Raw genomic sequence first — 20,645 nt, 5'->3', positions numbered from 1 at the left:
ATCCCGAATCATTCAACGAAGAGCGGCGCTGTCCAGTACAGCATCGCTAACCAAAGCACAAAACCACCCAGCAGCAGGGCACCGGCAAGGCGACCGGGCTGCTGCTTACGGCGCCAGCACAGCGCGGCGAAGATCAGGCTGACCAGCAGCATGACGCCATAATCGCGGGTAAAGGCCTCGGCGGCAAAGGTGCCTGGCGCAATCAGCGCGGGGAGCCCGAGGACCAGTACAATATTAAGAATATTAGCGCCAATGATATTGCCGATAGCGATGTCATTTTCGCCTTTTCGCGCTCCGGCGATGGCCGTGGCCAGCTCGGGCAGGCTGGTGCCGATAGCGACGACCGTTAAGCCGACGGTCAGTTCGCTGATAGCAAAAAAGTTTGCCAGCACCGTGGCGTTATCGACCACCATCCGCGTAGCCATCGGCATCACAATCATCGCGACGCCCAACCAGAGCAGCGCGACGGGAAGCGAGCCTTCTCGCGGCAGCTCCGCCAGCTGTTCACGGGTCAGGCTGTCGTTACCCTGGCGTTCCGCAAGGCGGGCAATTTTAAGGGTAAACAGCAGCCACAGAATGGCCAGCGCCAGCAAAAAAAGGCCGTCTATCCGCGTAAGCTGGCCGTCGTACAGCACAAATCCTGCCAGTAAACTAACCAGCAACATTAACGGCAATTCGCGGCGCAGGATATCAGAATGCACGGTAAAAGGTTGAAACAGCGCGGTGAGGCCGAGGATCAGCAGGATATTGGTGATATTCGATCCGAGAGCGGTGCCGATCGCCAGATCGGTTTGCCCATGCAGGGAAGCGGCGGCGGAAACAATCACTTCCGGCAAACTGGTACCGATGCTGACTACCGTCATGCCAATAATCAGGGGAGGGATCCCCAGCATACGGCAGAGTATTGAAGCGGCGTAGACCAGACGATCGGCGCTGTAGACAACCAGCAATAAACCAATAATTAACAGAGCCGTCGCTAAGAGCATCTAAAGTCCTTTCTTCAGGTATAATCGTCGCCTCGCTGGCCGTCCGTAGGCAGCGTAACGAATTCTTAATTTTGACTTTATGTGTGCCAAAAGTAAAACAAATGCCAGCTTTCGCTAACCCGGGCGGGTAAGATTCTGTAAAAATGTTGGGTTTGTGGTGAAAGAAAGCGCCATGCTTAGCCCGACGGGTGTCTAGTAAGGATGATTTTATGAGCCAGAGTTCGGCGAATCTAGTCGAAGTGCGCGGTATTCGCTTCTCGAGGGGCGATCGCGTGATCTTCGATGATATCTCGCTATCGGTACCCCGCGGCAAGATCACCGCGATAATGGGGCCATCAGGGATCGGCAAAACCACCCTGTTACGTCTCATCGGCGGTCAGATCCCGCCCGATAAAGGCGAAATCCTGTTTGATGGTGAAAACGTACCGCAGATGTCGCGTTCGCGCCTGTATACCGTCCGCAAGCGCATGAGCATGCTGTTTCAGTCCGGCGCGCTGTTCACCGATCTGAATGTGTTCGATAACGTCGCTTATCCGCTGCGCGAGCATACGCGTCTGCCGGAAGCGCTGCTGCACACCACGGTGATGATGAAGCTGGAAGCCGTTGGGCTACGCGGAGCCGCGAAGCTGATGCCTTCTGAGCTTTCCGGCGGCATGGCGCGCCGTGCCGCCCTGGCGAGGGCGATTGCGCTCGAACCTGATTTAATCATGTTCGATGAGCCCTTTGTCGGGCAGGACCCCATTACGATGGGGGTGCTGGTGAAGCTGATTTCTGAACTCAATAGCACCCTGGGTGTCACCTGTATCGTGGTTTCGCATGATGTGCCGGAGGTGCTCAGCATCGCGGACTTTGCATATATCGTGGCGGACAAAAAGGTCGTAGCGCATGGGAGCGCGCAGTCGCTGCGTGAAAATGCCGATCCTCGGGTTCGTCAGTTCATTGATGGTATCGCCGACGGCCCGGTGCCGTTCCGCTATCCGGCGGGTGATTATCATCATGATTTATTGGGCAAAGGGAGTTAAGCGACTCATGTTGTTAAATGCGCTAGCCGCGCTTGGGCATCGCGGTATAAAAACTATCGCGACGTTCGGGCGTGCTGGATTAATGCTCTTCAACGCGGTTGTGGGCAAGCCTGAGTTTCGCAAGCATGCGCCGCTGCTGGTGCGTCAGCTGTACAACGTTGGCGTGCTATCGATGCTGATCATCATTGTATCGGGTCTGTTTATCGGTATGGTGCTGGGCCTGCAGGGCTATCTGGTGTTGACCACCTATAGCGCCGAAACCAGTCTGGGCATGCTGGTGGCGCTGTCGCTGCTGCGTGAGCTGGGGCCGGTGGTCGCCGCGCTGCTGTTTGCCGGGCGTGCCGGCTCGGCGCTGACTGCTGAAATTGGCCTGATGCGCGCAACGGAGCAGCTCTCCAGTATGGAGATGATGGCGGTCGACCCGCTTCGCCGCGTGATCTCTCCGCGTTTCTGGGCGGGGGTGATTTCACTACCGTTGTTAACGATTATTTTTGTGGCGGTCGGCGTTTGGGGCGGCTCGCTGGTTGGTGTCAGCTGGAAGGGCATCGATGGCGGCTTCTTCTGGAGCGCGATGCAAAATGCCGTTGACTGGCGGATGGATCTGGTTAACTGCCTGATTAAGAGCCTGGTTTTCGCCATTACGGTAACATGGATCGCGTTATTTAACGGTTATGACGCTATCCCCACTTCCGCCGGGATTAGCCGGGCGACGACGCGTACCGTGGTGCATGCGTCGCTGGCGGTTCTGGGGCTGGATTTTGTGCTGACTGCGCTGATGTTTGGGAATTGAGTTCATGCAAACGAGAAAAAATGAAATCTGGGTAGGGGTGTTTTTACTGGTTGCGCTGCTGGCCGCGCTGTTTGTCTGCCTGAAGGCGGCAAACGTAACCTCTTTACGTACCGAACCGACTTATCGGCTCTATGCCACTTTTGACAATATCGGCGGTCTCAAAGCGCGCTCTCCGGTGCGGATTGGCGGCGTTGTCGTTGGACGCGTGGCGGATATTACGCTCGATCCTAAGACCTACCTGCCTCGCGTCGCGCTCGATATTGATGAGCGCTACAACCATATTCCGGATACCAGCTCGCTGGCGATCCGAACTTCCGGTCTGCTGGGCGAACAGTACCTGGCGATGAATATCGGGTTTGAAGATCCTGAGCTGGGAACCACTATCCTTAAAGATGGCGGTACCATTCAGGACACCAAATCCGCAATGGTGCTGGAAGATTTGATAGGCCAGTTCCTTTATAACAGTAAAGGTAGCGACAATAAGAATTCTGGCGATGAACAGGCTGCTGGAGAGAGTCATACTGACGCTACGCCGCCAGCCGGCACGACGCACTAATTTCAGGAGAGTTAAGATATGTTTAAACGCTTACTAATGGTCGCCATGCTGGTGATTGCCCCCTTGACTGCGGCCACCGCCGCGGATCAGTCCAATCCGTACAAGCTGATGGACGAAGCGGCGCAGAAAACCTTCGATCGCCTCAAGAACGAGCAGCCGAAGATTCAGGCCAACCCGAACTACCTGCGCGATATCGTCGATCAGGAACTGCTGCCCTATGTTCAGGTGAAATACGCCGGCGCGCTGGTGTTAGGTCGTTATTACAAAGAAGCGACCCCGGCGCAGCGTGAAGCCTATTTTGCCGCCTTCCGCGAATATCTGAAGCAGGCCTATGGCCAGGCGCTGGCGATGTATCACGGTCAGACCTATCAGATTGCCCCTGAGCAGCCCTTGGGCAGCGCGACCATTGTTCCTATCCGCGTCACCATCCTTGATCCGAATGGTCGTCCGCCGGTGCGCCTGGATTTCCAGTGGCGTAAAAATACCCAGACCGGTAACTGGCAGGCGTACGACATGATTGCGGAAGGGGTGAGCATGATCACCACTAAACAAAACGAGTGGAGCGACCTGCTGCGTACTAAAGGCGTTGATGGTCTGACGGCGCAGCTGAAGGCAAGCTCAGCGCAGCCGATTACTCTGGAACAGAAAAAATAATGACCGGGCAGCTGAGCTGGGCTCGCGATGGTGAGACGCTGGCGCTGCGCGGAGAGCTGGACCAGGATCTTTTGGTCCCGCTGTGGGAAGCGCGCGCGCAGGCGACGGATGGCGTGTCCGCCATCGACCTGAGCGCCGTGACCCGCGTGGACACCGCCGGGCTGGCGCTATTAGTGCATTTTATCGCACTGGTTCGTCGGCAGGGCGGGGAAGCGAAGTTGACCGGGAAGAGTGAAAATCTGCAAACCCTGGTCAGGTTGTATAACCTTCCTGCTGATATGATCCCATAACTTTTTCAGTGCCTTAGTGCTGAAGCTATTCTGAAAGCCCCATCAAACTTTTCGATGGGGCTTTTTGCTTGTTTAAGACGGCGCCACTTTCCTCTAAGATGTTGGGCTGTTTTCACTATCAGATAAATGTAGCCCATGGAAAATCATGAAATTCAGACCGTGCTGATGAACGCACTCTCCCTTCAGGAAGTCCACGTCTCTGGCGATGGCAGCCACTTTCAGGTTATTGCTGTGGGTGAGATGTTCGACGGCATGAGTCGGGTCAAGAAGCAACAGGCTATCTATGCCCCGCTGATGGAATATATTGCCGATAACCGCATCCATGCTCTGTCGATTAAAGCGTTTACTCCGCAGGAGTGGGCGCGAGACCGCAAACTTAATGGCTTATAAGCTGTGGGGATGTTCCCCGCAGCGTATGTGAATTCTTAACAGAGAACAGAATCAATGGATAAATTCCGTGTTCAGGGGCCAACTCGTCTTCAGGGCGAGGTCACCATTTCCGGCGCGAAAAACGCCGCCCTGCCAATCCTCTTTGCCGCGCTATTAGCCGAAGAGCCGATTGAGATCCAAAACGTACCGAAGCTGAAAGACATCGATACCACCATGAAACTGCTGAGCCAGCTGGGCGCGAACGTTAAGCGCAACGGCTCCGTATGGATCGATGCCGGCCCGGTCGACGTTTTCTGTGCTCCGTATGACCTCGTCAAAACCATGCGCGCGTCTATTTGGGCGCTGGGACCGCTGGTGGCGCGTTTTGGCCAGGGGCAGGTTTCTCTTCCCGGGGGCTGCGCCATCGGCGCGCGCCCCGTTGATTTACACATTACCGGCCTTGAGCAGCTGGGTGCGGAAATCAAGCTGGAAGAAGGTTATGTCAAGGCGTCGGTTAATGGACGTCTGAAAGGCGCGCATATTGTGATGGATAAGGTCAGCGTTGGCGCTACCGTGACCATCATGAGCGCTGCGACGCTGGCGGAAGGTACGACCGTTATCGAAAACGCCGCGCGCGAGCCGGAAATTGTCGATACCGCGAACTTTCTCAACACGCTGGGTGCGAAGATCAAAGGTCAGGGTACCGATCGTATCACCATCGAAGGCGTAGTGCGCCTCGGCGGCGGCGTCTACCGCGTTCTGCCGGATCGTATTGAAACCGGGACGTTCCTGGTGGCGGCGGCGATTTCTGGCGGTAAGATCCTGTGCCGCAATGCCCAGCCGGATACCCTTGATGCGGTTCTGGCCAAGCTACGCGACGCCGGTGCGGATATCGAAACGGGCGAAGACTGGATTAGCCTGGACATGCACGGCAATCGTCCGAAGGCCGTCAACGTGCGTACTGCCCCACACCCAGGCTTCCCGACCGACATGCAGGCTCAGTTCACCTTACTGAATCTGGTTGCCGAGGGCACCGGCGTGATCACCGAGACGATCTTCGAAAACCGTTTCATGCATATCCCGGAACTGATCCGTATGGGCGCGCATGCGGAAATCGAAAGCAATACGGCGATTTGCCACGGCGTGAAGCAGCTTTCCGGCGCCCAGGTGATGGCGACGGATCTGCGTGCATCAGCTAGCCTGGTACTGGCGGGCTGTATTGCGGAAGGTACGACGATTGTCGATCGTATTTACCACATTGACCGCGGCTACGAACGTATCGAAGACAAGCTTCAGGCGCTTGGTGCGAATATCGAACGCGTCAAAGGCGAATAAGCCATATAAGCCTGTAGCAGCAGCCCTCTGACGTTTGTCCGGGGGCTGTTGTCTGCAACCTCGCTTTACTTGTTGTTCTTCCTTGGGCGCATCATTTGCGTTCTGTCGATAAACTGATGGGTATGGGGATCGTGGTAGCGCGATGGCCATATTACCCACGGATCGGTTTCCAGCGCGTTAGCAATAATCAGCTCGCCCTTGGGCCAGGGCCGGGTCAGCGCATTGGCGAGCGTTGAAGAACTTAAACCATTACGCCGCGATTCAGCTGCCAGCGACGTCCCTTTTTTGCGTAATCCGGCAATAATATCCGCCGGATGCCAGTCGATGAACTTATCCATAAATTCTCCTGGTAATAAACATGCCTGTCGTCCTTAATGGGCGACAAAATGACTATACCGTGGGTTCCAGTAATGTTCTAACAAGTTCTTTTAATGGATTTGATATTAGGAATATATCAAGGGAGAGGGCTGGATTTGGGTTTTTTGACGCTTACTGGAACTTTCCCGCGGTTTGCGCGGGAAAGCAAGAGGAGGGGTTAGTGATCGCGTTGCACAGCGATGTGGGCAAGACCGATTAGCGCTTCACGCCACGGAGAATCGGGAAGGACCTGAAGCGCGGCAATTGCTTTATCAGCCTCTTCCTCCGCGCGTTTTTGGGTCCATTCCAGCGAGCCGCAGGTTGCCATCGTTTCCAGTACGGCGTCGAGAAGATGACGGCCATTACCCTGCTCAATCGCCCCACGGATCATGGCGGACTGCTCTGCGTTGCCGTGTTGCATAGCATGCAGCAGGGGAAGGGTGGGTTTGCCTTCATTCAGATCGTCACCGACGTTTTTACCCAGACGCTCACCGTCTGAACTGTAGTCAAGCAGATCGTCGATCAGCTGGAAAGCGGTACCCAGATAGCGTCCGTAATCCTGTAACGCTTTCTCTTGTTCTGCGCTGCAGTCGGCCAGAATGCCGGAGCACTGGGCTGCGGCTTCAAACAAACGTGCGGTCTTGCTGTAAATGACCCGCATGTAGTTTTCTTCAGTGATATCCGGGTCGTTAACGTTCATCAACTGCAGGACTTCGCCTTCGGCAATGACGTTAACGGCTTCCGACATCACTTCCAGCACTCTCAATGACCCAAGGCTGGTCATCATCTGAAAGGCGCGGGTGTAGATAAAATCACCGACCAGCACGCTAGCCGCATTGCCAAAAGCGGCGTTTGCGGTGGCTTTTCCCCGGCGCATATCAGACTCATCGACGACATCATCATGCAGCAGGGTGGCGGTATGGATAAATTCGATCAGCGCGGCAATGGCGACGTGAGCGTTTCCCTGATATCCAACGGCACGCGCGGCCAGTACGGCAATCATCGGGCGAATGCGTTTACCGCCTCCGCTAACAATGTAATAGCCTAACTGATTGATAAGCTGAACATCAGAGTCGAGTTGCTCAAGAATTGTCGCATTGACGCCCGCCATATCCTGCGCGGTTAACTCATTGATTTTTTCTAAATTCATCGCAAAAGCCGGGCCAAATGTCCTGTTACCGCGTATCCGAATGGGATCACAGAAGGATTAAGATAGAATTAAAAGAAGCTATGATTGTACTGAAAAATTGCCGTAGTTAAACGCTGGAGTGAAAGTTGTGTTTTTTTTCTGCGTTGATCGCTGATCGCTCTTGTCAAAGGCTCGCGTTTTGCGTAATATTCGCGCCCTATTGTGAATATTTATAGCGCACTCTGAATCATACGAAGAGGTGCGCGGAAGCGGAGTTTTATATGTACGCGGTTTTCCAAAGTGGTGGTAAACAACACCGAGTAAGCGAAGGTCAAACCATTCGCCTGGAAAAGCTGGACATCGCAACTGGCGAAGCTGTTGAGTTCGCAGAAGTGCTGATGATCGCAAACGGTGAAGAAATTAAAATCGGCGTTCCTTTCGTTGAGGGCGGCGTAATCAAAGCTGAAGTTGTTGCACACGGTCGTGGCGAGAAAGTTAAAATCGTTAAGTTTCGTCGTCGTAAACACTACCGTAAGCAGCAGGGCCATCGTCAGTGGTTCACTGATGTGAAAATTACTGGCATCAGCGCCTAAGACCTGAGGAGAGATTTAAATGGCACATAAAAAGGCTGGCGGCTCAACTCGTAACGGTCGCGATTCAGAAGCTAAACGCCTGGGCGTTAAGCGTTTCGGTGGCGAATCCGTTCTGGCGGGTAGCATCATCGTTCGTCAACGTGGTACCAAATTCCACGCTGGCACTAACGTAGGTTGCGGTCGTGACCACACTCTGTTTGCTAAAGCAGACGGTAAAGTGAAATTCGAAGTTAAAGGCCCGAACAACCGTAAATACATCAGCATCGTTGCTGAGTAAGTTTTTCGTGGTCCGGTAACGGATTAAAGCCCCGCAACGTGTTGCGGGGCTTTTTACATTGAAACCCCGGAAAATTTTCTGCAGGGAAAACGGGCATGAAGCAGCAGGCCGGCATCGGCATTATTTTAGCGCTCACCACGGCGATGTGCTGGGGTGCCCTGCCGATAGCAATGAAGCAGGTTCTTGAAGTGATGGAACCGCCGACGGTGGTGTTTTACCGCTTTTTGATGGCAAGTTTTGGTCTTGGCGCTATCCTCGCCATGAAAAGAAAGCTGCCCCCGCTGCGGATTTTTCGCAAGCCTCGGTGGTTGGTACTGCTGGTCATTGCGACAGCGGGTTTGTTCGGTAACTTCATTCTGTTTAGTTCTTCCTTGCAATATCTCAGCCCCACCGCTTCCCAGGTGATTGGTCAGCTGTCTCCGGTCGGCATGATGGTGGCCAGCGTTTTTGTCCTTAAAGAGAAAATGCGCGGCACTCAGGTTGTGGGAGCGCTGATGCTGGTGAGCGGTCTGGTGATGTTTTTTAACACCAGCCTGATCGAGATTTTTACCCGCCTGACGGACTACACGTGGGGGGTAATTTTCGGCGTAGGTGCGGCGACGGTGTGGGTGTGCTACGGCGTCGCGCAAAAGGTGTTATTGCGCCGTCTGGCATCACAGCAAATCCTTTTTTTGCTGTACACTTTATGTACGATATCGCTATTGCCATTAGCGAAGCCTTCGCAGGTGCTGGCATTAAGCGACTGGCAGCTGGCCTGTCTGGTTTTTTGTGGGCTCAATACCCTGGTCGGCTACGGCGCTCTGGCGGAAGCAATGGCGCGCTGGCAGGCGGCGCAGGTGAGCGCGTTGATTACCTTAACGCCGCTGTTTACGCTGCTGTTTTCAGATTTATTATCACTGGCCTGGCCCGACGTTTTCGCCAGACCGCTGTTGAACCTGATGGGTTATCTCGGTGCGTTTGTCGTGGTTGCGGGCGCGATGTATTCCGCCGTCGGTCATCGTCTTTGGGGACGATGGCGTAAGCGAGAAGCGGTTGTGCCGCTCCCCCGCTCAGGCGAATGATTTACGGAGAGTAAAATGAAGTTTGTTGATGAAGCAACGATCCTGGTCGTAGCAGGCGATGGCGGCAATGGTTGCGTTAGCTTCCGCCGCGAAAAATATATCCCGAGAGGCGGCCCGGACGGCGGTGACGGCGGTGACGGCGGCGACGTCTGGCTTGAGGCGGACGAAAACCTCAACACCCTGATCGACTACCGTTTTGAGAAGTCTTTTCGCGCTGAGCGCGGGCAGAACGGTCAGAGCCGTGACTGTACCGGTAAACGCGGTAAAGACGTAACGGTGAAGGTACCGGTAGGGACTCGCGTCATCGATCAGGGCACCGGCGAGACGATGGGTGATATGACCAAGCACGGTCAGCGCCTGATGGTCGCCAAAGGCGGCTGGCACGGTCTGGGTAACACCCGTTTCAAATCGTCCGTTAACCGTACTCCACGTCAAAAGACGATGGGGACGCCGGGCGATAAGCGCGATCTGCAGCTGGAGCTGATGCTGCTGGCGGACGTCGGCATGCTGGGAATGCCGAATGCGGGTAAATCGACCTTTATTCGTGCCGTTTCCGCCGCGAAGCCTAAAGTCGCTGACTATCCGTTTACTACGCTGGTGCCGAGCCTCGGCGTGGTGCGTATGGACAACGAGAAGAGCTTCGTGGTGGCGGATATCCCGGGGCTGATTGAAGGCGCTGCTGAAGGCGCGGGTCTCGGTATTCGCTTCCTGAAGCACCTGGAGCGCTGCCGCGTGCTGCTGCATCTCATCGATATCGAGCCGATTGACGGTTCCGATCCGGTGGAGAACGCGCGGATTATTATCGGTGAGCTGGAAAAATACAGTGAGAAACTGGCTTCTAAGCCGCGCTGGCTGGTCTTTAACAAGATTGACCTGATGGACAAAGCTGAGGCGGAAGCGAAAGCGAAAGCTATCGCGCAGGCGCTGGGCTGGGAAGATAAGTTCTACCTGATTTCGGCGGCCAGCCAGCAGGGCGTAAAAGACCTGTGCTGGGACGTGATGACCTTTATCATCGAAAACCCGATTGTGCATGCGGAAGAAGCGAAGCCTGCCGAAAAAGTCGAGTTTATGTGGGACGACTACCACCGCCAGCAGCTTGAAGAAGCTGAAGTGGAAGATGATGAAGACTGGGATGATGATTGGGATGAAGACGACGAAGAAGGCGTTGAATTCATCTACAAACGTTAATCCTGAACAAACGAAAAGGGCCGCCAATGATGCGGCCCTTTTGCTTTAGTTGTTCTGATAGAGGTCTTTGTACAATCGGCTTTCGAACCGCACCAGTGGAATGCGGCGATTACGCTGGTCGGCCGGAGGCACGGCGTAGCCAGACAGGTATTGCACGAACGCCATCTTCTGCCCGCTGGCCGTCGTGATGAAACCGGCCAGGTTATACACCCCCTGCAGTGAACCCGTTTTCGCCGAGACTTTGCCATCGACACCTGCCTGATGCAGGCCTGCGCGGTACTGCAGAGAACCATCATGGCCGGCCAGAGGCAGCATCGAGATAAAGTTGAGTTCATTATCGTGCTGGGCGATGTACTGCAGCACCTGCATCATCGTCGCGGGTGCGATGAGGTTATGGCGCGACAGACCTGAGCCATCGGCAATGATGGTATTCCCGAGATCGACGCCGGCCTGCTGACGTAAGATCTGCCGTACCGCATCGGAACCGGCTCGCCAGGTACCCGGTACGTTGAAGCGAGCGTGCCCAATGGTGCGGAATACCGTATCGGCGATCATGTTGTCCGATTTTTTCAGCATAATACGCAGCAGATCGTGCAGCGGCGCAGATTGTGTACTTGCCAGGACGGTACCCGGATCGTTTGCCAGCGTCTGGCGCAGCAACGTGCCGCTCCAGGTGATGTCGGCGTCGGTCAGCTCAGCTTTCAGAATCGCACCGGCGTAGCTGGCGCCATCCTGAATGGCAAAAGCCAGCGGCAGCGGCTCGCTGCGCTGCGGCAGACAGCCGGTCAGGGTGTAACGGTTCAGATCGCCGGGAACCACGTCAAGCTCACAGTACTGCGCTTCAGAAGAGCCCCGGGGCAGCGTACGCACCTGGCTGAACATGGTCACCGGGTAGTAAGACGCCACGCGAATAAACGCCAGATCGCCCGGCTTTTGCGCGCTATAGAGCGAGATGGAGAAGCAGTTCCGATCGACAATCGCCGCCGCCGGCGGGGCGCTAAAGCACTGCGTCATATCGTTCCATGGCCAGCCAGGCGCTTTGTCATGGCTGGCGAAGATGGAGGTATCGATCAGCACATTACCTTCAATTCGCTGGACGCCTGCTTTCTTCAGCGTGGCCACCATATTACGAATATCCTGACGCCTGAGGGTAGGATCGCCGCCAAAGCGCGCAATGAGGTCGCCTTTCAGGACGCCGCCATCGAGGCTGCCTTTCGTTTCCAGCGTCGTGGTGAAGCGGAAGTCCGGACCCAGCTGCAGCAGCGCAGCAAGCGCGGTTATCACTTTTTGGGTGCTGGCGGGGAGCGCCATCTGCTGGCTATGGTAGTCTATCTCCGGCGTCGGGGATCCCACCTTCTGCGCCATAAAGGCAAGGTTTGCGCCCGCAGGAAGCTGATTGATGTACTCGTCAATATTCGCCGCCTGAGCGCTAAGCGCTATACCGGCAGTCAATCCGATGATAAATCTGGAAAATCGCATAATCTCGCGCTAACAACCTGAAACCAGTCCGTCATACTACGGTGCATCGCCCTGTAAAGTAAACGATGACCCATAGTGAACTTCAGGGTAAAATACGTATCAAATTGAAAATTGCTGCTGGCCTGGGGATGACTTTCCGGGTCGGTTTTCTTTTGCTCCGGCCCTGCTCAAGTCTTGACCGGCTGCGGAGCGGCGTTGTCTGCTCCATGAAGGAATGAAAAAGAGGTATAACAAATGCAAGCTATTCCGATGACCTTACGTGGCGCTGAAAAACTGCGCGAAGAACTGGATTTTCTGAAGTCCGTACGTCGTCCTGAAATCATCGCGGCCATCGCTGAGGCCCGCGAGCACGGCGATCTGAAAGAAAATGCTGAGTATCATGCTGCCCGTGAACAGCAGGGCTTCTGTGAAGGTCGCATTAAGGATATCGAAGCGAAGCTGTCGAACGCGCAGGTCATCGATATCACCAAAATGCCCAACAATGGCCGGGTGATTTTTGGTTCGACGGTCAGCGTTCTGAATCTCGATACGGATGAAGAGCAAACTTATCGTATCGTTGGCGATGACGAGGCCGATTTTAAGCAAAATCTGATTTCTGTAAACTCACCGATTGCACGTGGTTTAATCGGTAAAGAGCAGGACGATGTGGTGGTTATCCGTACACCGGGCGGGGAAGTCGAATTCGAAATTCTTAAGGTTGAGTACCTTTAATTCGAATTTAACGCTACGATGTTGATGGATTGTAAAGAAAGGAAAAAGGCCGCGTAGCGGCCTTTTATCAGCGTCCGGAGCATGGCATTTTGCTCGTCTACCCGCAGAAAACCCTCGATTTACACAAAGTTGTGTCGATAACCAGGATATTCTTAGCGTGGCAGCGAGATTTTACGCTCTTTAGTCGGGCGGTACAGAACCAGCGTTTTACCGATGACCTGTACATTACAGGCGCCGGTTTCGCGCACGATAGCTTCCACGATCAAGGTTTTAGTTTCGCGATCTTCCGAGGCGATCTTCACCTTGATAAGTTCATGGTGCTCTAACGCTTGTTCAATCTCGGCCAGTACCCCTTCGGTCAAACCATTGTTGCCAAGCATAACTACCGGCTTGAGCGGATGTGCCAGACCTTTCAGGTGCTGTTTTTGTTTAGTACTCAGATTCATCGTATTTTTTTGCTTACGTTGGGATTGAAAACGGTTCATTCTACCGCCATCTCCCATATATCGCCAAACTACCGCGTCGATTTTTACGTCGCGAAGTACGATGAACCCGAAATGGGAATGTTAAATGACAGGTAAAAAGCGTTCTGCCAGCTCAAGTCGTTGGCTTCAGGAACACTTTAGCGATAAATATGTTCAGCAGGCACAGAAAAAGGGGTTACGTTCCCGTGCCTGGTTTAAACTTGATGAAATACAGCAAAGTGACAAGATTTTTAAACCGGGGATGACGATAGTTGACCTCGGCGCTGCACCCGGTGGCTGGTCGCAATACGCGGTTACGCAGATCGGTAACAGCGGCCGCATCATTGCTTGCGATCTTTTACCTATGGATCCAATCGTTGGTGTGGACTTCCTTCAGGGCGACTTTCGTGATGAATTAGTCCTGAAAGCGTTACTTGAGCGTGTAGGTGACAGTAAAGTACAAGTTGTCATGTCCGATATGGCGCCAAATATGTGTGGAACACCGGCGGTGGATATTCCCCGGGCCATGTATCTGGTGGAACTGGCGCTTGGAATGGCTCGTGATGTATTAGCGCCAGGTGGTAGTTTTGTAGTGAAGGTGTTCCAGGGCGAAGGCTTCGATGAGTATCTAAGAGAGATTCGCTCCCTGTTTACGAAGGTCAAAGTTCGTAAGCCGGACTCTTCTCGCGCCCGTTCGCGTGAAGTGTATATTGTAGCGACCGGGCGTAAACCATAACCGGCAGATTTCAAACGAAAGTTTGAAAGACGCTGGATATAGAGTATCCTGACGCTGTTTTTAACACAGTTGTAATATGAGGTTAATCCCTTGAGTGACATGGCGAAAAACCTAATACTCTGGCTGGTCATTGCCGTTGTGCTGATGTCAGTATTCCAGAGCTTTGGGCCCAGCGAGTCGAATGGCCGCAAGGTGGATTATTCTACCTTCCTGCAGGAGGTCAATCAGGACCAGGTTCGCGAAGCGCGTATCAACGGACGTGAGATAAACGTTACCAAGAAAGATAGTAACCGTTACACGACCTACATCCCGGTGAACGATCCTAAGCTGCTTGATAACCTTCTGACTAAAAACGTCAAGGTGGTAGGTGAGCCGCCAGAAGAGCCGAGCCTGCTGGCTTCTATCTTCATCTCCTGGTTCCCGATGCTGCTTCTTATCGGCGTCTGGATCTTCTTTATGCGCCAGATGCAGGGCGGCGGTGGCAAAGGCGCCATGTCGTTCGGTAAGAGCAAGGCGCGTATGCTAACGGAAGACCAGATCAAAACCACTTTTGCCGACGTCGCCGGTTGTGACGAAGCGAAAGAAGAAGTCGGTGAACTGGTTGAATACCTGCGCGAGCCGAGCCGTTTCCAGAAGCTGGGCGGTAAAATCCCGAAAGGCGTCCTGATGGTCGGCCCTCCGGGTACCGGTAAAACCTTGCTGGCAAAAGCCATCGCGGGTGAAGCAAAGGTACCGTTCTTTACGATTTCCGGTTCTGACTTCGTTGAAATGTTCGTCGGTGTGGGTGCATCCCGCGTGCGCGACATGTTTGAACAAGCCAAGAAAGCGGCTCCGTGCATCATCTTTATCGATGAAATCGACGCCGTCGGCCGTCAGCGTGGCGCTGGCCTGGGCGGTGGTCACGATGAACGTGAGCAGACGCTGAACCAGATGCTGGTAGAGATGGACGGCTTCGAGGGTAACGAAGGTATCATCGTTATCGCAGCAACCAACCGTCCAGACGTTCTTGACCCTGCGCTGCTGCGTCCAGGCCGCTTTGACCGTCAGGTTGTGGTCGGTCTGCCGGATGTCCGCGGTCGCGAACAGATTCTGAAAGTGCATATGCGTCGCGTACCGCTGGCGCCGGATATCGACGCGGCAATTATCGCCCGCGGTACGCCTGGCTTCTCCGGTGCTGACCTGGCAAACCTGGTGAACGAAGCTGCGCTGTTTGCCGCTCGTGGCAACAAGCGCGTTGTATCGATGGTTGAATTCGAGAAAGCGAAAGACAAAATCATGATGGGTGCGGAACGTCGCTCCATGGTGATGACGGAAGCGCAGAAAGAGTCCACCGCGTATCACGAAGCCGGTCACGCAATTATTGGTCGCCTGGTGCCGGAACACGATCCGGTGCACAAAGTGACGATTATTCCGCGCGGTCGCGCGCTGGGTGTCACCTTCTTCCTGCCTGAAGGCGACGCGATCAGCGCCAGCCGCCAGAAGCTGGAAAGCCAGATCTCTACCCTTTACGGCGGTCGTCTGGCGGAAGAGATTATCTACGGCGTAGAGCATGTTTCTACCGGTGCGTCGAACGACATTAAAGTCGCGACCAACCTGGCGCGTAACATGGTGACCCAGTGGGGCTTCTCTGACAAACTCGGCCCGCTGCTGTATGCCGAAGAAGAAGGTGAAGTATTCCTTGGCCGCAGCGTTGCGAAAGCGAAGCATATGTCCGATGAAACGGCGCGTATCATCGACCAGGAAGTGAAGTCACTGATTGAGCGTAACTACAATCGTGCACGCCAGCTTCTGAACGATAATATGGACATCCTGCACGCGATGAAAGACGCGCTCATGAAATATGAGACCATCGACGCCCCGCAGATTGATGACCTGATGGCTCGCCGCGATGTTCGCCCGCCAGCTGGCTGGGAAGAACCGGGCTCGTCCAACAATTCTGACAACAATGGCACGCCTCGTGCGCCGCGTCCGGTCGATGAACCGCGTACGCCAAACCCGGGTAATACGATGTCAGAACAGCTGGGCGACAAATAAGTTAGCCGTTATTGATGCTGTTGTACTTTTCTAAAACCCCTGAGCGTTTGCTCCGGGGTTTTTCTTTTTCAATCTTTCTCTGACTCAGGGATTTAGCGATGAAACTTGTAGCCCAGGGCTCAACCCTCGATCTCTCTCACCCACATGTGATGGGTATTCTTAACGTTACCCCGGATTCGTTCTCTGATGGCGGGACCCACAACACGCTGGTCGAAGCCGTGAAGCATGCCAATCTGATGATCAATGCCGGGGCGACTATCATTGATATCGGTGGGGAATCGACGCGTCCGGGGGCGGCAGATGTCAGCGTCGAGGAAGAGCTGGCGCGAGTCATTCCGACGGTAGAAGCGATTGCCCAGCGCTTTGAAGTCTGGATTTCCGTTGATACCTCAAAGCCGGAGGTGATCCGCGAGTCAGCGCGTGTTGGCGCGCATATCATCAATGATATCCGCTCGCTGACCGAACCGGGAGCGCTGGAGGCGGCGGCTGAAACGGGCTTGCCAGTGTGCCTGATGCATATGCAGGGTCAGCCGAAGACAATGCAGGATGCCCCGAAGTACGCGGACGTGTTTGCTGACGTTGAGCGCTTTTTTATCGAACATATTGTGCGTTGCGAACGGGCCGGTATCGCAAAAGATAAATTGTTGCTCGACCCGGGATTTGGTTTCGGTAAAAATCTTTCTCATAATTATGAACTGCTTGCCCGACTTGGAGAGTTCCATCATTTTGGTCTTCCGCTGCTGGTAGGCATGTCACGTAAGTCGATGGTAGGTCAGTTGCTGAATGTCGGGCCGACGGAACGCCTGAATGGCAGCCTGGCTTGCGCAGTCATTGCTGCAATGCAGGGCGCGCAGATTATTCGCGTCCATGATGTCAAAGAAACGGTAGAAGCGCTGCGCGTGGTTGAAGCTACCCTGGCCGCTAAGGAAAATAAACGTTATGAGTAACCGCAAATATTTTGGTACGGATGGTATTCGTGGCCGCGTAGGCGATGCGCCAATAACGCCAGAATTTGTATTAAAGCTGGGCTGGGCGGCGGGTAAAGTGCTGGCACGCCACGGTTCACGGAAGATTATTATTGGTAAAGATACCCGTATTTCAGGGTATATGCTGGAGTCCGCGCTGGAGGCTGGCCTGGCCGCCGCGGGATTATCCGCTTCTTTTACCGGCCCGATGCCAACGCCGGCAATTGCCTATCTGACGCGCACCTTCCGCGCGGAAGCCGGGATTGTGATTTCGGCTTCACATAATCCGTTTTATGACAACGGCATCAAATTCTTCTCTATCGAAGGTACCAAGCTTCCGGATGAGGTAGAAGAAGCCATTGAAGCCGAAATGGAAAAAGAGCTGACCTGCGTGGATTCCGCCGAGCTGGGTAAAGCCAGTCGTATCGTCGACGCCGCCGGTCGCTATATCGAGTTTTGCAAAGGCACCTTTCCGAACGAGCTGAGCCTCAATGCTTTGAAGGTGGTAGTCGATTGCGCTCACGGGGCGACTTATCATATTGCGCCAAATGTTTTCCGCGAGCTGGGCGCTCAGGTTATTGCGATGGGCTGTGAGCCTGATGGCCTCAACATCAATGAAGAGGTCGGGGCGACGGACGTTCGTGCTCTGCAGGCACGCGTGCTGGCGGAGAAAGCCGACCTGGGTATTGCCTACGATGGCGATGGCGATCGGGTCATCATGGTGGACCACGAAGGCAACAAAGTCGACGGTGACCAGATCCTCTATATCATTGCCCGTGAGGGGCTACGCCAGGGGCAGCTACGGGGCGGTGCCGTCGGGACGCTCATGAGCAACATGGGCCTTGAACTGGCGCTTAAACAGCTGGGCATTCCTTTCGTTCGCGCGAAGGTGGGCGACCGCTATGTGCTGGAGAAGCTGCAGGAGAAAGGCTGGCGCATTGGCGCAGAAAACTCCGGTCATGTGATCTTACTGGATAAAACCACGACGGGGGATGGAATTGTCGCCAGCCTGCAGGTGGTGGCGGCGATGGTGCGTAACCATATGAGCCTGCACGACCTGTGCAGCGGAATGAAAATGTTCCCGCAGCTTCTGGTTAACGTTCGCTTTACTGAAGGTAGCGGCAACCCGCTGGAACATGAGCATGTAAAAGCAGTAACCGCGGAAGTAGAAGCGGCGCTGGGCAATCGGGGGCGCGTACTGCTGCGTAAATCAGGCACAGAGCCGCTGATTCGCGTTATGGTGGAAGGTGAGCACGAAGAGCAGGTGCACGAATTTGCCCACCGTATCGCCGATGCCGTAAAAAGCGTTTAATCTCTCTTGCTAAGTGATTAAAAAGGCGACGCTTGCCGCCTTTTTAATCGACAAAAAATCGCTTTTTGCTGTTTTTTTCCGCACTTGATACAATGCGCTGAAATTGCCCTTGCGAAGGTCATTCGCTTTGGTTAGTATTCACACCCGCTTCAGTGGGAAACGTTAAAACGTCCCGCTTTATTGGTCGAAGCACTTGGTATGCGGCAAATCCGCAAGGAACAGGTTGATTATGTACGAAGCTCTTTTAGTTGTTTTCCTTATTGTGGCAATTGGCCTTGTGGGTCTGATTATGCTGCAGCAAGGTAAAGGCGCTGATATGGGAGCCTCCTTCGGAGCAGGCGCTTCCGGCACTCTGTTTGGATCCAGCGGTTCTGGTAACTTCATGACCCGTATGACTGGTATCCTGGCTGCGCTGTTCTTCATCATCAGTCTGGCGCTGGGCAATATCAACAGCAACAAGACCAATAAAGGAAGTGAGTGGGATAACCTGAGCGCGCCGAAAACTGAGCAAACTCAGCCGACCGCGCCGGCGCAGCCGAGCAGTGACATCCCGCACTGATAAGCAGTATCCGTACCGAGGTGGTGGAATTGGTAGACACGCTACCTTGAGGTGGTAGTGCCCTAACGGGCTTGTGGGTTCGAGTCCCATCCTCGGTACCAATTTCCTGAAGAAAGACGCTGAAAAGCGTCTTTTTTTTTCGTCCCGAAAAAGTTGAGCAGCTGCATCAGCGGCAGATATGTCACTCCGGTTTGGTTCGGGATTTTTCTGCATGAAAAAGGCCGCGTTAGCGGCCTTTGCGAATTTCTCTGGAGCGTTACTTCGCTTTATTTTCGAGGTTTTCCACCTGCGGCAGGCCAGTTGCGGAAGACGCGGTCAGCAGTCCAGACTGCGCGTAGCCAAACAGCTTATCGCGAGTATCGGTGATATCCAGGTTGCGCATTGTCAGCTGGCCGATACGATCCTCAGCGGAGAACATCGAGTCACCTTTTTCCATCGTCAGACGCTCTGCTTTATAGGTCAGATTATCAGAGACGGTATTCAGGATGGAGTAGTCGTTGCCGCGACGCAGTTCAAGCGTCACTTCGCCGGTAATTTGGCTTGCTACCCAGCGCTGCAGGCCGTCGCGCAGCATCAGCGCCTGGGAATCGAACCAGCGCCCTTGATACAGCAGCCGACCCAGCTGACGACCGTGCGCGTGGTATTGCTCAATGGTATCTTCGTTATGAATACCGGTCAGCAGACGCTCATAGGCAATATGCAGCAGCGCCATTCCCGGGGCTTCATAGATGCCGCGGCTCTTCGCTTCGATGATACGGTTTTCGATCTGATCGCTCATACCCAGACCATGACGGCCGCCGATGCGGTTAGCCTCCAGCATCAGTTCAACGTCATCGCTAAAGGTCTGCCCGTTCAGCGCAACAGGATGGCCCTGTTCAAAGCGAACGGTGACTTCTTCCGCAGGGATTTTGACGCTTTCATCCCAGAACTTGACGCCCATAATCGGGTTCACAATCTTGACGCTGGAGTTCAGGAATTCAAGATCTTTAGCTTCGTGCGTCGCGCCCAGCATATTGGAGTCGGTTGAGTAGGCTTTTTCAACGGACATTTTATAGTCAAACCCACAGGAGATCATAAACTCTGACATCTCCTGGCGGCCGCCTAACTCGTCGATAAAGTCGCTATCCAGCCACGGTTTGTAAATTTTCAGCTCAGCGTTGGTCAGCAGGCCGTAACGATAGAAACGTTCGATATCGTTGCCTTTATAGGTACTCCCGTCGCCCCAGATGTTAACACCGTCTTCCTTCATTGCGGCGACCAGCATGGTACCGGTCACTGCGCGGCCCAGCGGCGTAGTATTAAAGTAGGTCAACCCGCCGGTGGTGTTATGAAATGCGCCGCACTGGATCGCGGCAATGCCTTCCGCAACCAGCTGCTTACGGCAGTCGATCAGACGAGCCCCTTCAGCACCATACTCTTTGGCACGACGAGGAATGGCCTCGTAATCGTCTTCGTCTGGCTGTCCCAGATTGGCGGTATATGCATAAGGGACTGCTCCCTTTTTACGCATCCACAGCAGCGCGGCGCTGGTATCCAGCCCACCAGAAAAAGCAATACCAATACGTTGGCCAACCGGGAGATGCTTGAGAATCGTCGTCATAAAATAAAACCCTGCTAGATAGACTGTGGTGAGTTTGACTCAACAATCTTTAATGCATGTTTATGCATTAATTGTGAGTTTTCATTTAATCATCTTTTGCTGGCGACAGGAAGAGGCTGAGCCGCTTTTTGCCAAAAAACCCAGAAATACCAGCATGAACCGAAACCTGGCAATGTGA

At 54.2% G+C, this 20,645-nt stretch carries 23 protein-coding genes and 1 tRNA gene; 18 read left to right on the top strand and 6 right to left on the bottom strand.

The window, feature by feature from the left end; genetic code table 11:
- Positions 1 to 8: 8 nt before the first annotated feature.
- Complete coding sequence (locus ABLU96_RS12105) at positions 9 to 986, bottom strand: calcium/sodium antiporter (protein ID WP_004854581.1); 978 nt, start codon at positions 984 to 986, stop codon at positions 9 to 11.
- A gap of 209 nt (positions 987 to 1,195) precedes the next feature.
- Between ABLU96_RS12105 and mlaF the strand changes: the two genes are divergently transcribed.
- The 7 genes from mlaF to murA all read left to right on the top strand — a co-directional run bounded on the left by mlaF (position 1,196) and on the right by murA (position 6,002).
- Positions 1,196 to 2,008, top strand: coding sequence for a phospholipid ABC transporter ATP-binding protein MlaF (gene mlaF / locus ABLU96_RS12100; RefSeq protein ID WP_004125691.1), 813 nt, complete (start codon positions 1,196 to 1,198; stop codon positions 2,006 to 2,008).
- 7 nt (positions 2,009 to 2,015) lie between these two features.
- Complete coding sequence (mlaE, locus tag ABLU96_RS12095; RefSeq protein WP_004125690.1) at positions 2,016 to 2,798, top strand: lipid asymmetry maintenance ABC transporter permease subunit MlaE; 783 nt, start codon at positions 2,016 to 2,018, stop codon at positions 2,796 to 2,798.
- A gap of 4 nt (positions 2,799 to 2,802) precedes the next feature.
- Complete coding sequence (mlaD, locus tag ABLU96_RS12090; protein WP_014226983.1) at positions 2,803 to 3,354, top strand: outer membrane lipid asymmetry maintenance protein MlaD; 552 nt, start codon at positions 2,803 to 2,805, stop codon at positions 3,352 to 3,354.
- 18 nt (positions 3,355 to 3,372) lie between these two features.
- Positions 3,373 to 4,008 carry a phospholipid-binding protein MlaC gene (gene mlaC, locus ABLU96_RS12085; protein WP_004125682.1) on the top strand — a complete coding sequence of 212 codons (636 nt, stop codon included), beginning with the start codon at positions 3,373 to 3,375 and terminating at the stop codon, positions 4,006 to 4,008.
- A complete protein-coding gene (gene mlaB, locus ABLU96_RS12080; RefSeq protein ID WP_014839634.1) occupies positions 4,008 to 4,298 on the top strand; it encodes a lipid asymmetry maintenance protein MlaB in 291 nt (96 codons plus the stop codon). Before mlaC ends, mlaB begins: the two co-directional genes overlap by 1 nt.
- A gap of 135 nt (positions 4,299 to 4,433) precedes the next feature.
- Positions 4,434 to 4,688: a BolA family iron metabolism protein IbaG gene (gene ibaG, locus ABLU96_RS12075; protein WP_004106141.1), complete on the top strand. Its 255-nt coding sequence runs from the start codon at positions 4,434 to 4,436 to the stop codon at positions 4,686 to 4,688.
- Between the two features lie 54 nt (positions 4,689 to 4,742).
- Positions 4,743 to 6,002: a UDP-N-acetylglucosamine 1-carboxyvinyltransferase gene (murA, locus tag ABLU96_RS12070; RefSeq protein ID WP_009651898.1), complete on the top strand. Its 1,260-nt coding sequence runs from the start codon at positions 4,743 to 4,745 to the stop codon at positions 6,000 to 6,002.
- A gap of 65 nt (positions 6,003 to 6,067) precedes the next feature.
- Here the strand turns inward: murA and sfsB are convergent, their stop codons facing one another.
- On the bottom strand, positions 6,068 to 6,340 hold the full coding sequence (gene sfsB / locus ABLU96_RS12065) for a DNA-binding transcriptional regulator SfsB (protein WP_004854566.1): 273 nt from the start codon (positions 6,338 to 6,340) through the stop codon (positions 6,068 to 6,070).
- Between the two features lie 197 nt (positions 6,341 to 6,537).
- Positions 6,538 to 7,509, bottom strand: a complete 972-nt coding sequence (ispB, locus tag ABLU96_RS12060) for an octaprenyl diphosphate synthase (RefSeq protein ID WP_004854564.1) — start codon at positions 7,507 to 7,509, stop codon at positions 6,538 to 6,540.
- A 260-nt stretch (positions 7,510 to 7,769) separates the two neighbouring features.
- On the opposite strand from ispB, the gene rplU reads away from it, so the two are divergent.
- The 4 genes from rplU (at position 7,770) to cgtA (ending at position 10,607) form a co-directional block, all read left to right on the top strand.
- Positions 7,770 to 8,081, top strand: a complete 312-nt coding sequence (gene rplU / locus ABLU96_RS12055; protein ID WP_004106123.1) for a 50S ribosomal protein L21 — start codon at positions 7,770 to 7,772, stop codon at positions 8,079 to 8,081.
- A gap of 19 nt (positions 8,082 to 8,100) precedes the next feature.
- Positions 8,101 to 8,358 carry a 50S ribosomal protein L27 gene (gene rpmA, locus ABLU96_RS12050; protein WP_003861831.1) on the top strand — a complete coding sequence of 86 codons (258 nt, stop codon included), beginning with the start codon at positions 8,101 to 8,103 and terminating at the stop codon, positions 8,356 to 8,358.
- A gap of 95 nt (positions 8,359 to 8,453) precedes the next feature.
- Positions 8,454 to 9,419 carry a DMT family transporter gene (locus tag ABLU96_RS12045; protein WP_014226981.1) on the top strand — a complete coding sequence of 322 codons (966 nt, stop codon included), beginning with the start codon at positions 8,454 to 8,456 and terminating at the stop codon, positions 9,417 to 9,419.
- Between the two features lie 15 nt (positions 9,420 to 9,434).
- The gene (gene cgtA / locus ABLU96_RS12040) at positions 9,435 to 10,607 is read left to right on the top strand and encodes an Obg family GTPase CgtA (RefSeq protein ID WP_004125676.1); all 1,173 of its coding nucleotides are present in this window, start codon (positions 9,435 to 9,437) and stop codon (positions 10,605 to 10,607) included.
- 45 nt (positions 10,608 to 10,652) lie between these two features.
- On the opposite strand, the gene dacB is transcribed toward cgtA, so the two are convergent.
- Positions 10,653 to 12,086: a serine-type D-Ala-D-Ala carboxypeptidase gene (gene dacB / locus ABLU96_RS12035; RefSeq protein WP_064358312.1), complete on the bottom strand. Its 1,434-nt coding sequence runs from the start codon at positions 12,084 to 12,086 to the stop codon at positions 10,653 to 10,655.
- A 234-nt stretch (positions 12,087 to 12,320) separates the two neighbouring features.
- Here dacB and greA point away from each other — a divergent pair, with 234 nt between their 5' ends.
- Positions 12,321 to 12,797 (top strand): transcription elongation factor GreA, encoded by a 477-nt coding sequence (gene greA, locus ABLU96_RS12030; protein ID WP_004854554.1) that lies wholly within the window; start codon positions 12,321 to 12,323, stop codon positions 12,795 to 12,797.
- Positions 12,798 to 12,949: 152 nt separating this feature from the next.
- Here the strand turns inward: greA and yhbY are convergent, their stop codons facing one another.
- Positions 12,950 to 13,243, bottom strand: coding sequence for a ribosome assembly RNA-binding protein YhbY (gene yhbY / locus ABLU96_RS12025; RefSeq protein WP_004139797.1), 294 nt, complete (start codon positions 13,241 to 13,243; stop codon positions 12,950 to 12,952).
- Positions 13,244 to 13,367: 124 nt separating this feature from the next.
- Here yhbY and rlmE point away from each other — a divergent pair, with 124 nt between their 5' ends.
- From rlmE to ABLU96_RS11995, 6 genes are all read left to right on the top strand, one after another.
- Complete coding sequence (gene rlmE, locus ABLU96_RS12020; protein WP_004106110.1) at positions 13,368 to 13,997, top strand: 23S rRNA (uridine(2552)-2'-O)-methyltransferase RlmE; 630 nt, start codon at positions 13,368 to 13,370, stop codon at positions 13,995 to 13,997.
- 99 nt (positions 13,998 to 14,096) lie between these two features.
- On the top strand, positions 14,097 to 16,031 hold the full coding sequence (gene ftsH, locus ABLU96_RS12015; protein WP_004854549.1) for an ATP-dependent zinc metalloprotease FtsH: 1,935 nt from the start codon (positions 14,097 to 14,099) through the stop codon (positions 16,029 to 16,031).
- Positions 16,032 to 16,129: 98 nt separating this feature from the next.
- Positions 16,130 to 16,978, top strand: a complete 849-nt coding sequence (gene folP, locus ABLU96_RS12010) for a dihydropteroate synthase (RefSeq protein ID WP_014226978.1) — start codon at positions 16,130 to 16,132, stop codon at positions 16,976 to 16,978.
- A complete protein-coding gene (gene glmM, locus ABLU96_RS12005) occupies positions 16,971 to 18,308 on the top strand; it encodes a phosphoglucosamine mutase (RefSeq protein WP_014226977.1) in 1,338 nt (445 codons plus the stop codon). Before folP ends, glmM begins: the two co-directional genes overlap by 8 nt.
- Positions 18,309 to 18,537: 229 nt before the next feature.
- Positions 18,538 to 18,867 (top strand): preprotein translocase subunit SecG, encoded by a 330-nt coding sequence (gene secG / locus ABLU96_RS12000; protein WP_004106103.1) that lies wholly within the window; start codon positions 18,538 to 18,540, stop codon positions 18,865 to 18,867.
- 14 nt (positions 18,868 to 18,881) lie between these two features.
- Positions 18,882 to 18,968, top strand: a tRNA-Leu gene (locus ABLU96_RS11995).
- A gap of 155 nt (positions 18,969 to 19,123) precedes the next feature.
- Here ABLU96_RS11995 and argG read toward each other — a convergent pair.
- Positions 19,124 to 20,467 carry an argininosuccinate synthase gene (gene argG / locus ABLU96_RS11990; RefSeq protein ID WP_004106101.1) on the bottom strand — a complete coding sequence of 448 codons (1,344 nt, stop codon included), beginning with the start codon at positions 20,465 to 20,467 and terminating at the stop codon, positions 19,124 to 19,126.
- Between the last annotated feature and the right edge of the window lie 178 nt (positions 20,468 to 20,645).

Origin of the sequence: Klebsiella sp. CN_Kp106 (genome assembly GCF_040064575.1) — a bacterium.
Lineage (GTDB): Bacteria > Pseudomonadota > Gammaproteobacteria > Enterobacterales > Enterobacteriaceae > Klebsiella > Klebsiella michiganensis.
The sequence above is the reverse complement of the archived record's forward strand: the minus strand, read 5'-3'. Positions and strand labels throughout refer to the sequence as shown.

Bases quoted from the DNA above. Each gene is read 5' to 3' on its own strand.
- ABLU96_RS12105 (WP_004854581.1), bottom strand. From the start codon at position 986: ATGCTCTTAGCGACGGCTCTGTTAATTATTGGTTTATTGCTGGTTGTC.
- mlaF (WP_004125691.1), top strand. From the start codon at position 1,196: ATGAGCCAGAGTTCGGCGAATCTAGTCGAAGTGCGCGGTATTCGCTTC.
- mlaE (WP_004125690.1), top strand. From the start codon at position 2,016: ATGTTGTTAAATGCGCTAGCCGCGCTTGGGCATCGCGGTATAAAAACT.
- mlaD (WP_014226983.1), top strand. From the start codon at position 2,803: ATGCAAACGAGAAAAAATGAAATCTGGGTAGGGGTGTTTTTACTGGTT.
- mlaC (WP_004125682.1), top strand. From the start codon at position 3,373: ATGTTTAAACGCTTACTAATGGTCGCCATGCTGGTGATTGCCCCCTTG.
- mlaB (WP_014839634.1), top strand. From the start codon at position 4,008: ATGACCGGGCAGCTGAGCTGGGCTCGCGATGGTGAGACGCTGGCGCTG.
- ibaG (WP_004106141.1), top strand. From the start codon at position 4,434: ATGGAAAATCATGAAATTCAGACCGTGCTGATGAACGCACTCTCCCTT.
- murA (WP_009651898.1), top strand. From the start codon at position 4,743: ATGGATAAATTCCGTGTTCAGGGGCCAACTCGTCTTCAGGGCGAGGTC.
- sfsB (WP_004854566.1), bottom strand. From the start codon at position 6,340: ATGGATAAGTTCATCGACTGGCATCCGGCGGATATTATTGCCGGATTA.
- ispB (WP_004854564.1), bottom strand. From the start codon at position 7,509: ATGAATTTAGAAAAAATCAATGAGTTAACCGCGCAGGATATGGCGGGC.
- rplU (WP_004106123.1), top strand. From the start codon at position 7,770: ATGTACGCGGTTTTCCAAAGTGGTGGTAAACAACACCGAGTAAGCGAA.
- rpmA (WP_003861831.1), top strand. From the start codon at position 8,101: ATGGCACATAAAAAGGCTGGCGGCTCAACTCGTAACGGTCGCGATTCA.
- ABLU96_RS12045 (WP_014226981.1), top strand. From the start codon at position 8,454: ATGAAGCAGCAGGCCGGCATCGGCATTATTTTAGCGCTCACCACGGCG.
- cgtA (WP_004125676.1), top strand. From the start codon at position 9,435: ATGAAGTTTGTTGATGAAGCAACGATCCTGGTCGTAGCAGGCGATGGC.
- dacB (WP_064358312.1), bottom strand. From the start codon at position 12,086: ATGCGATTTTCCAGATTTATCATCGGATTGACTGCCGGTATAGCGCTT.
- greA (WP_004854554.1), top strand. From the start codon at position 12,321: ATGCAAGCTATTCCGATGACCTTACGTGGCGCTGAAAAACTGCGCGAA.
- yhbY (WP_004139797.1), bottom strand. From the start codon at position 13,243: ATGAATCTGAGTACTAAACAAAAACAGCACCTGAAAGGTCTGGCACAT.
- rlmE (WP_004106110.1), top strand. From the start codon at position 13,368: ATGACAGGTAAAAAGCGTTCTGCCAGCTCAAGTCGTTGGCTTCAGGAA.
- ftsH (WP_004854549.1), top strand. From the start codon at position 14,097: ATGGCGAAAAACCTAATACTCTGGCTGGTCATTGCCGTTGTGCTGATG.
- folP (WP_014226978.1), top strand. From the start codon at position 16,130: ATGAAACTTGTAGCCCAGGGCTCAACCCTCGATCTCTCTCACCCACAT.
- glmM (WP_014226977.1), top strand. From the start codon at position 16,971: ATGAGTAACCGCAAATATTTTGGTACGGATGGTATTCGTGGCCGCGTA.
- secG (WP_004106103.1), top strand. From the start codon at position 18,538: ATGTACGAAGCTCTTTTAGTTGTTTTCCTTATTGTGGCAATTGGCCTT.
- argG (WP_004106101.1), bottom strand. From the start codon at position 20,467: ATGACGACGATTCTCAAGCATCTCCCGGTTGGCCAACGTATTGGTATT.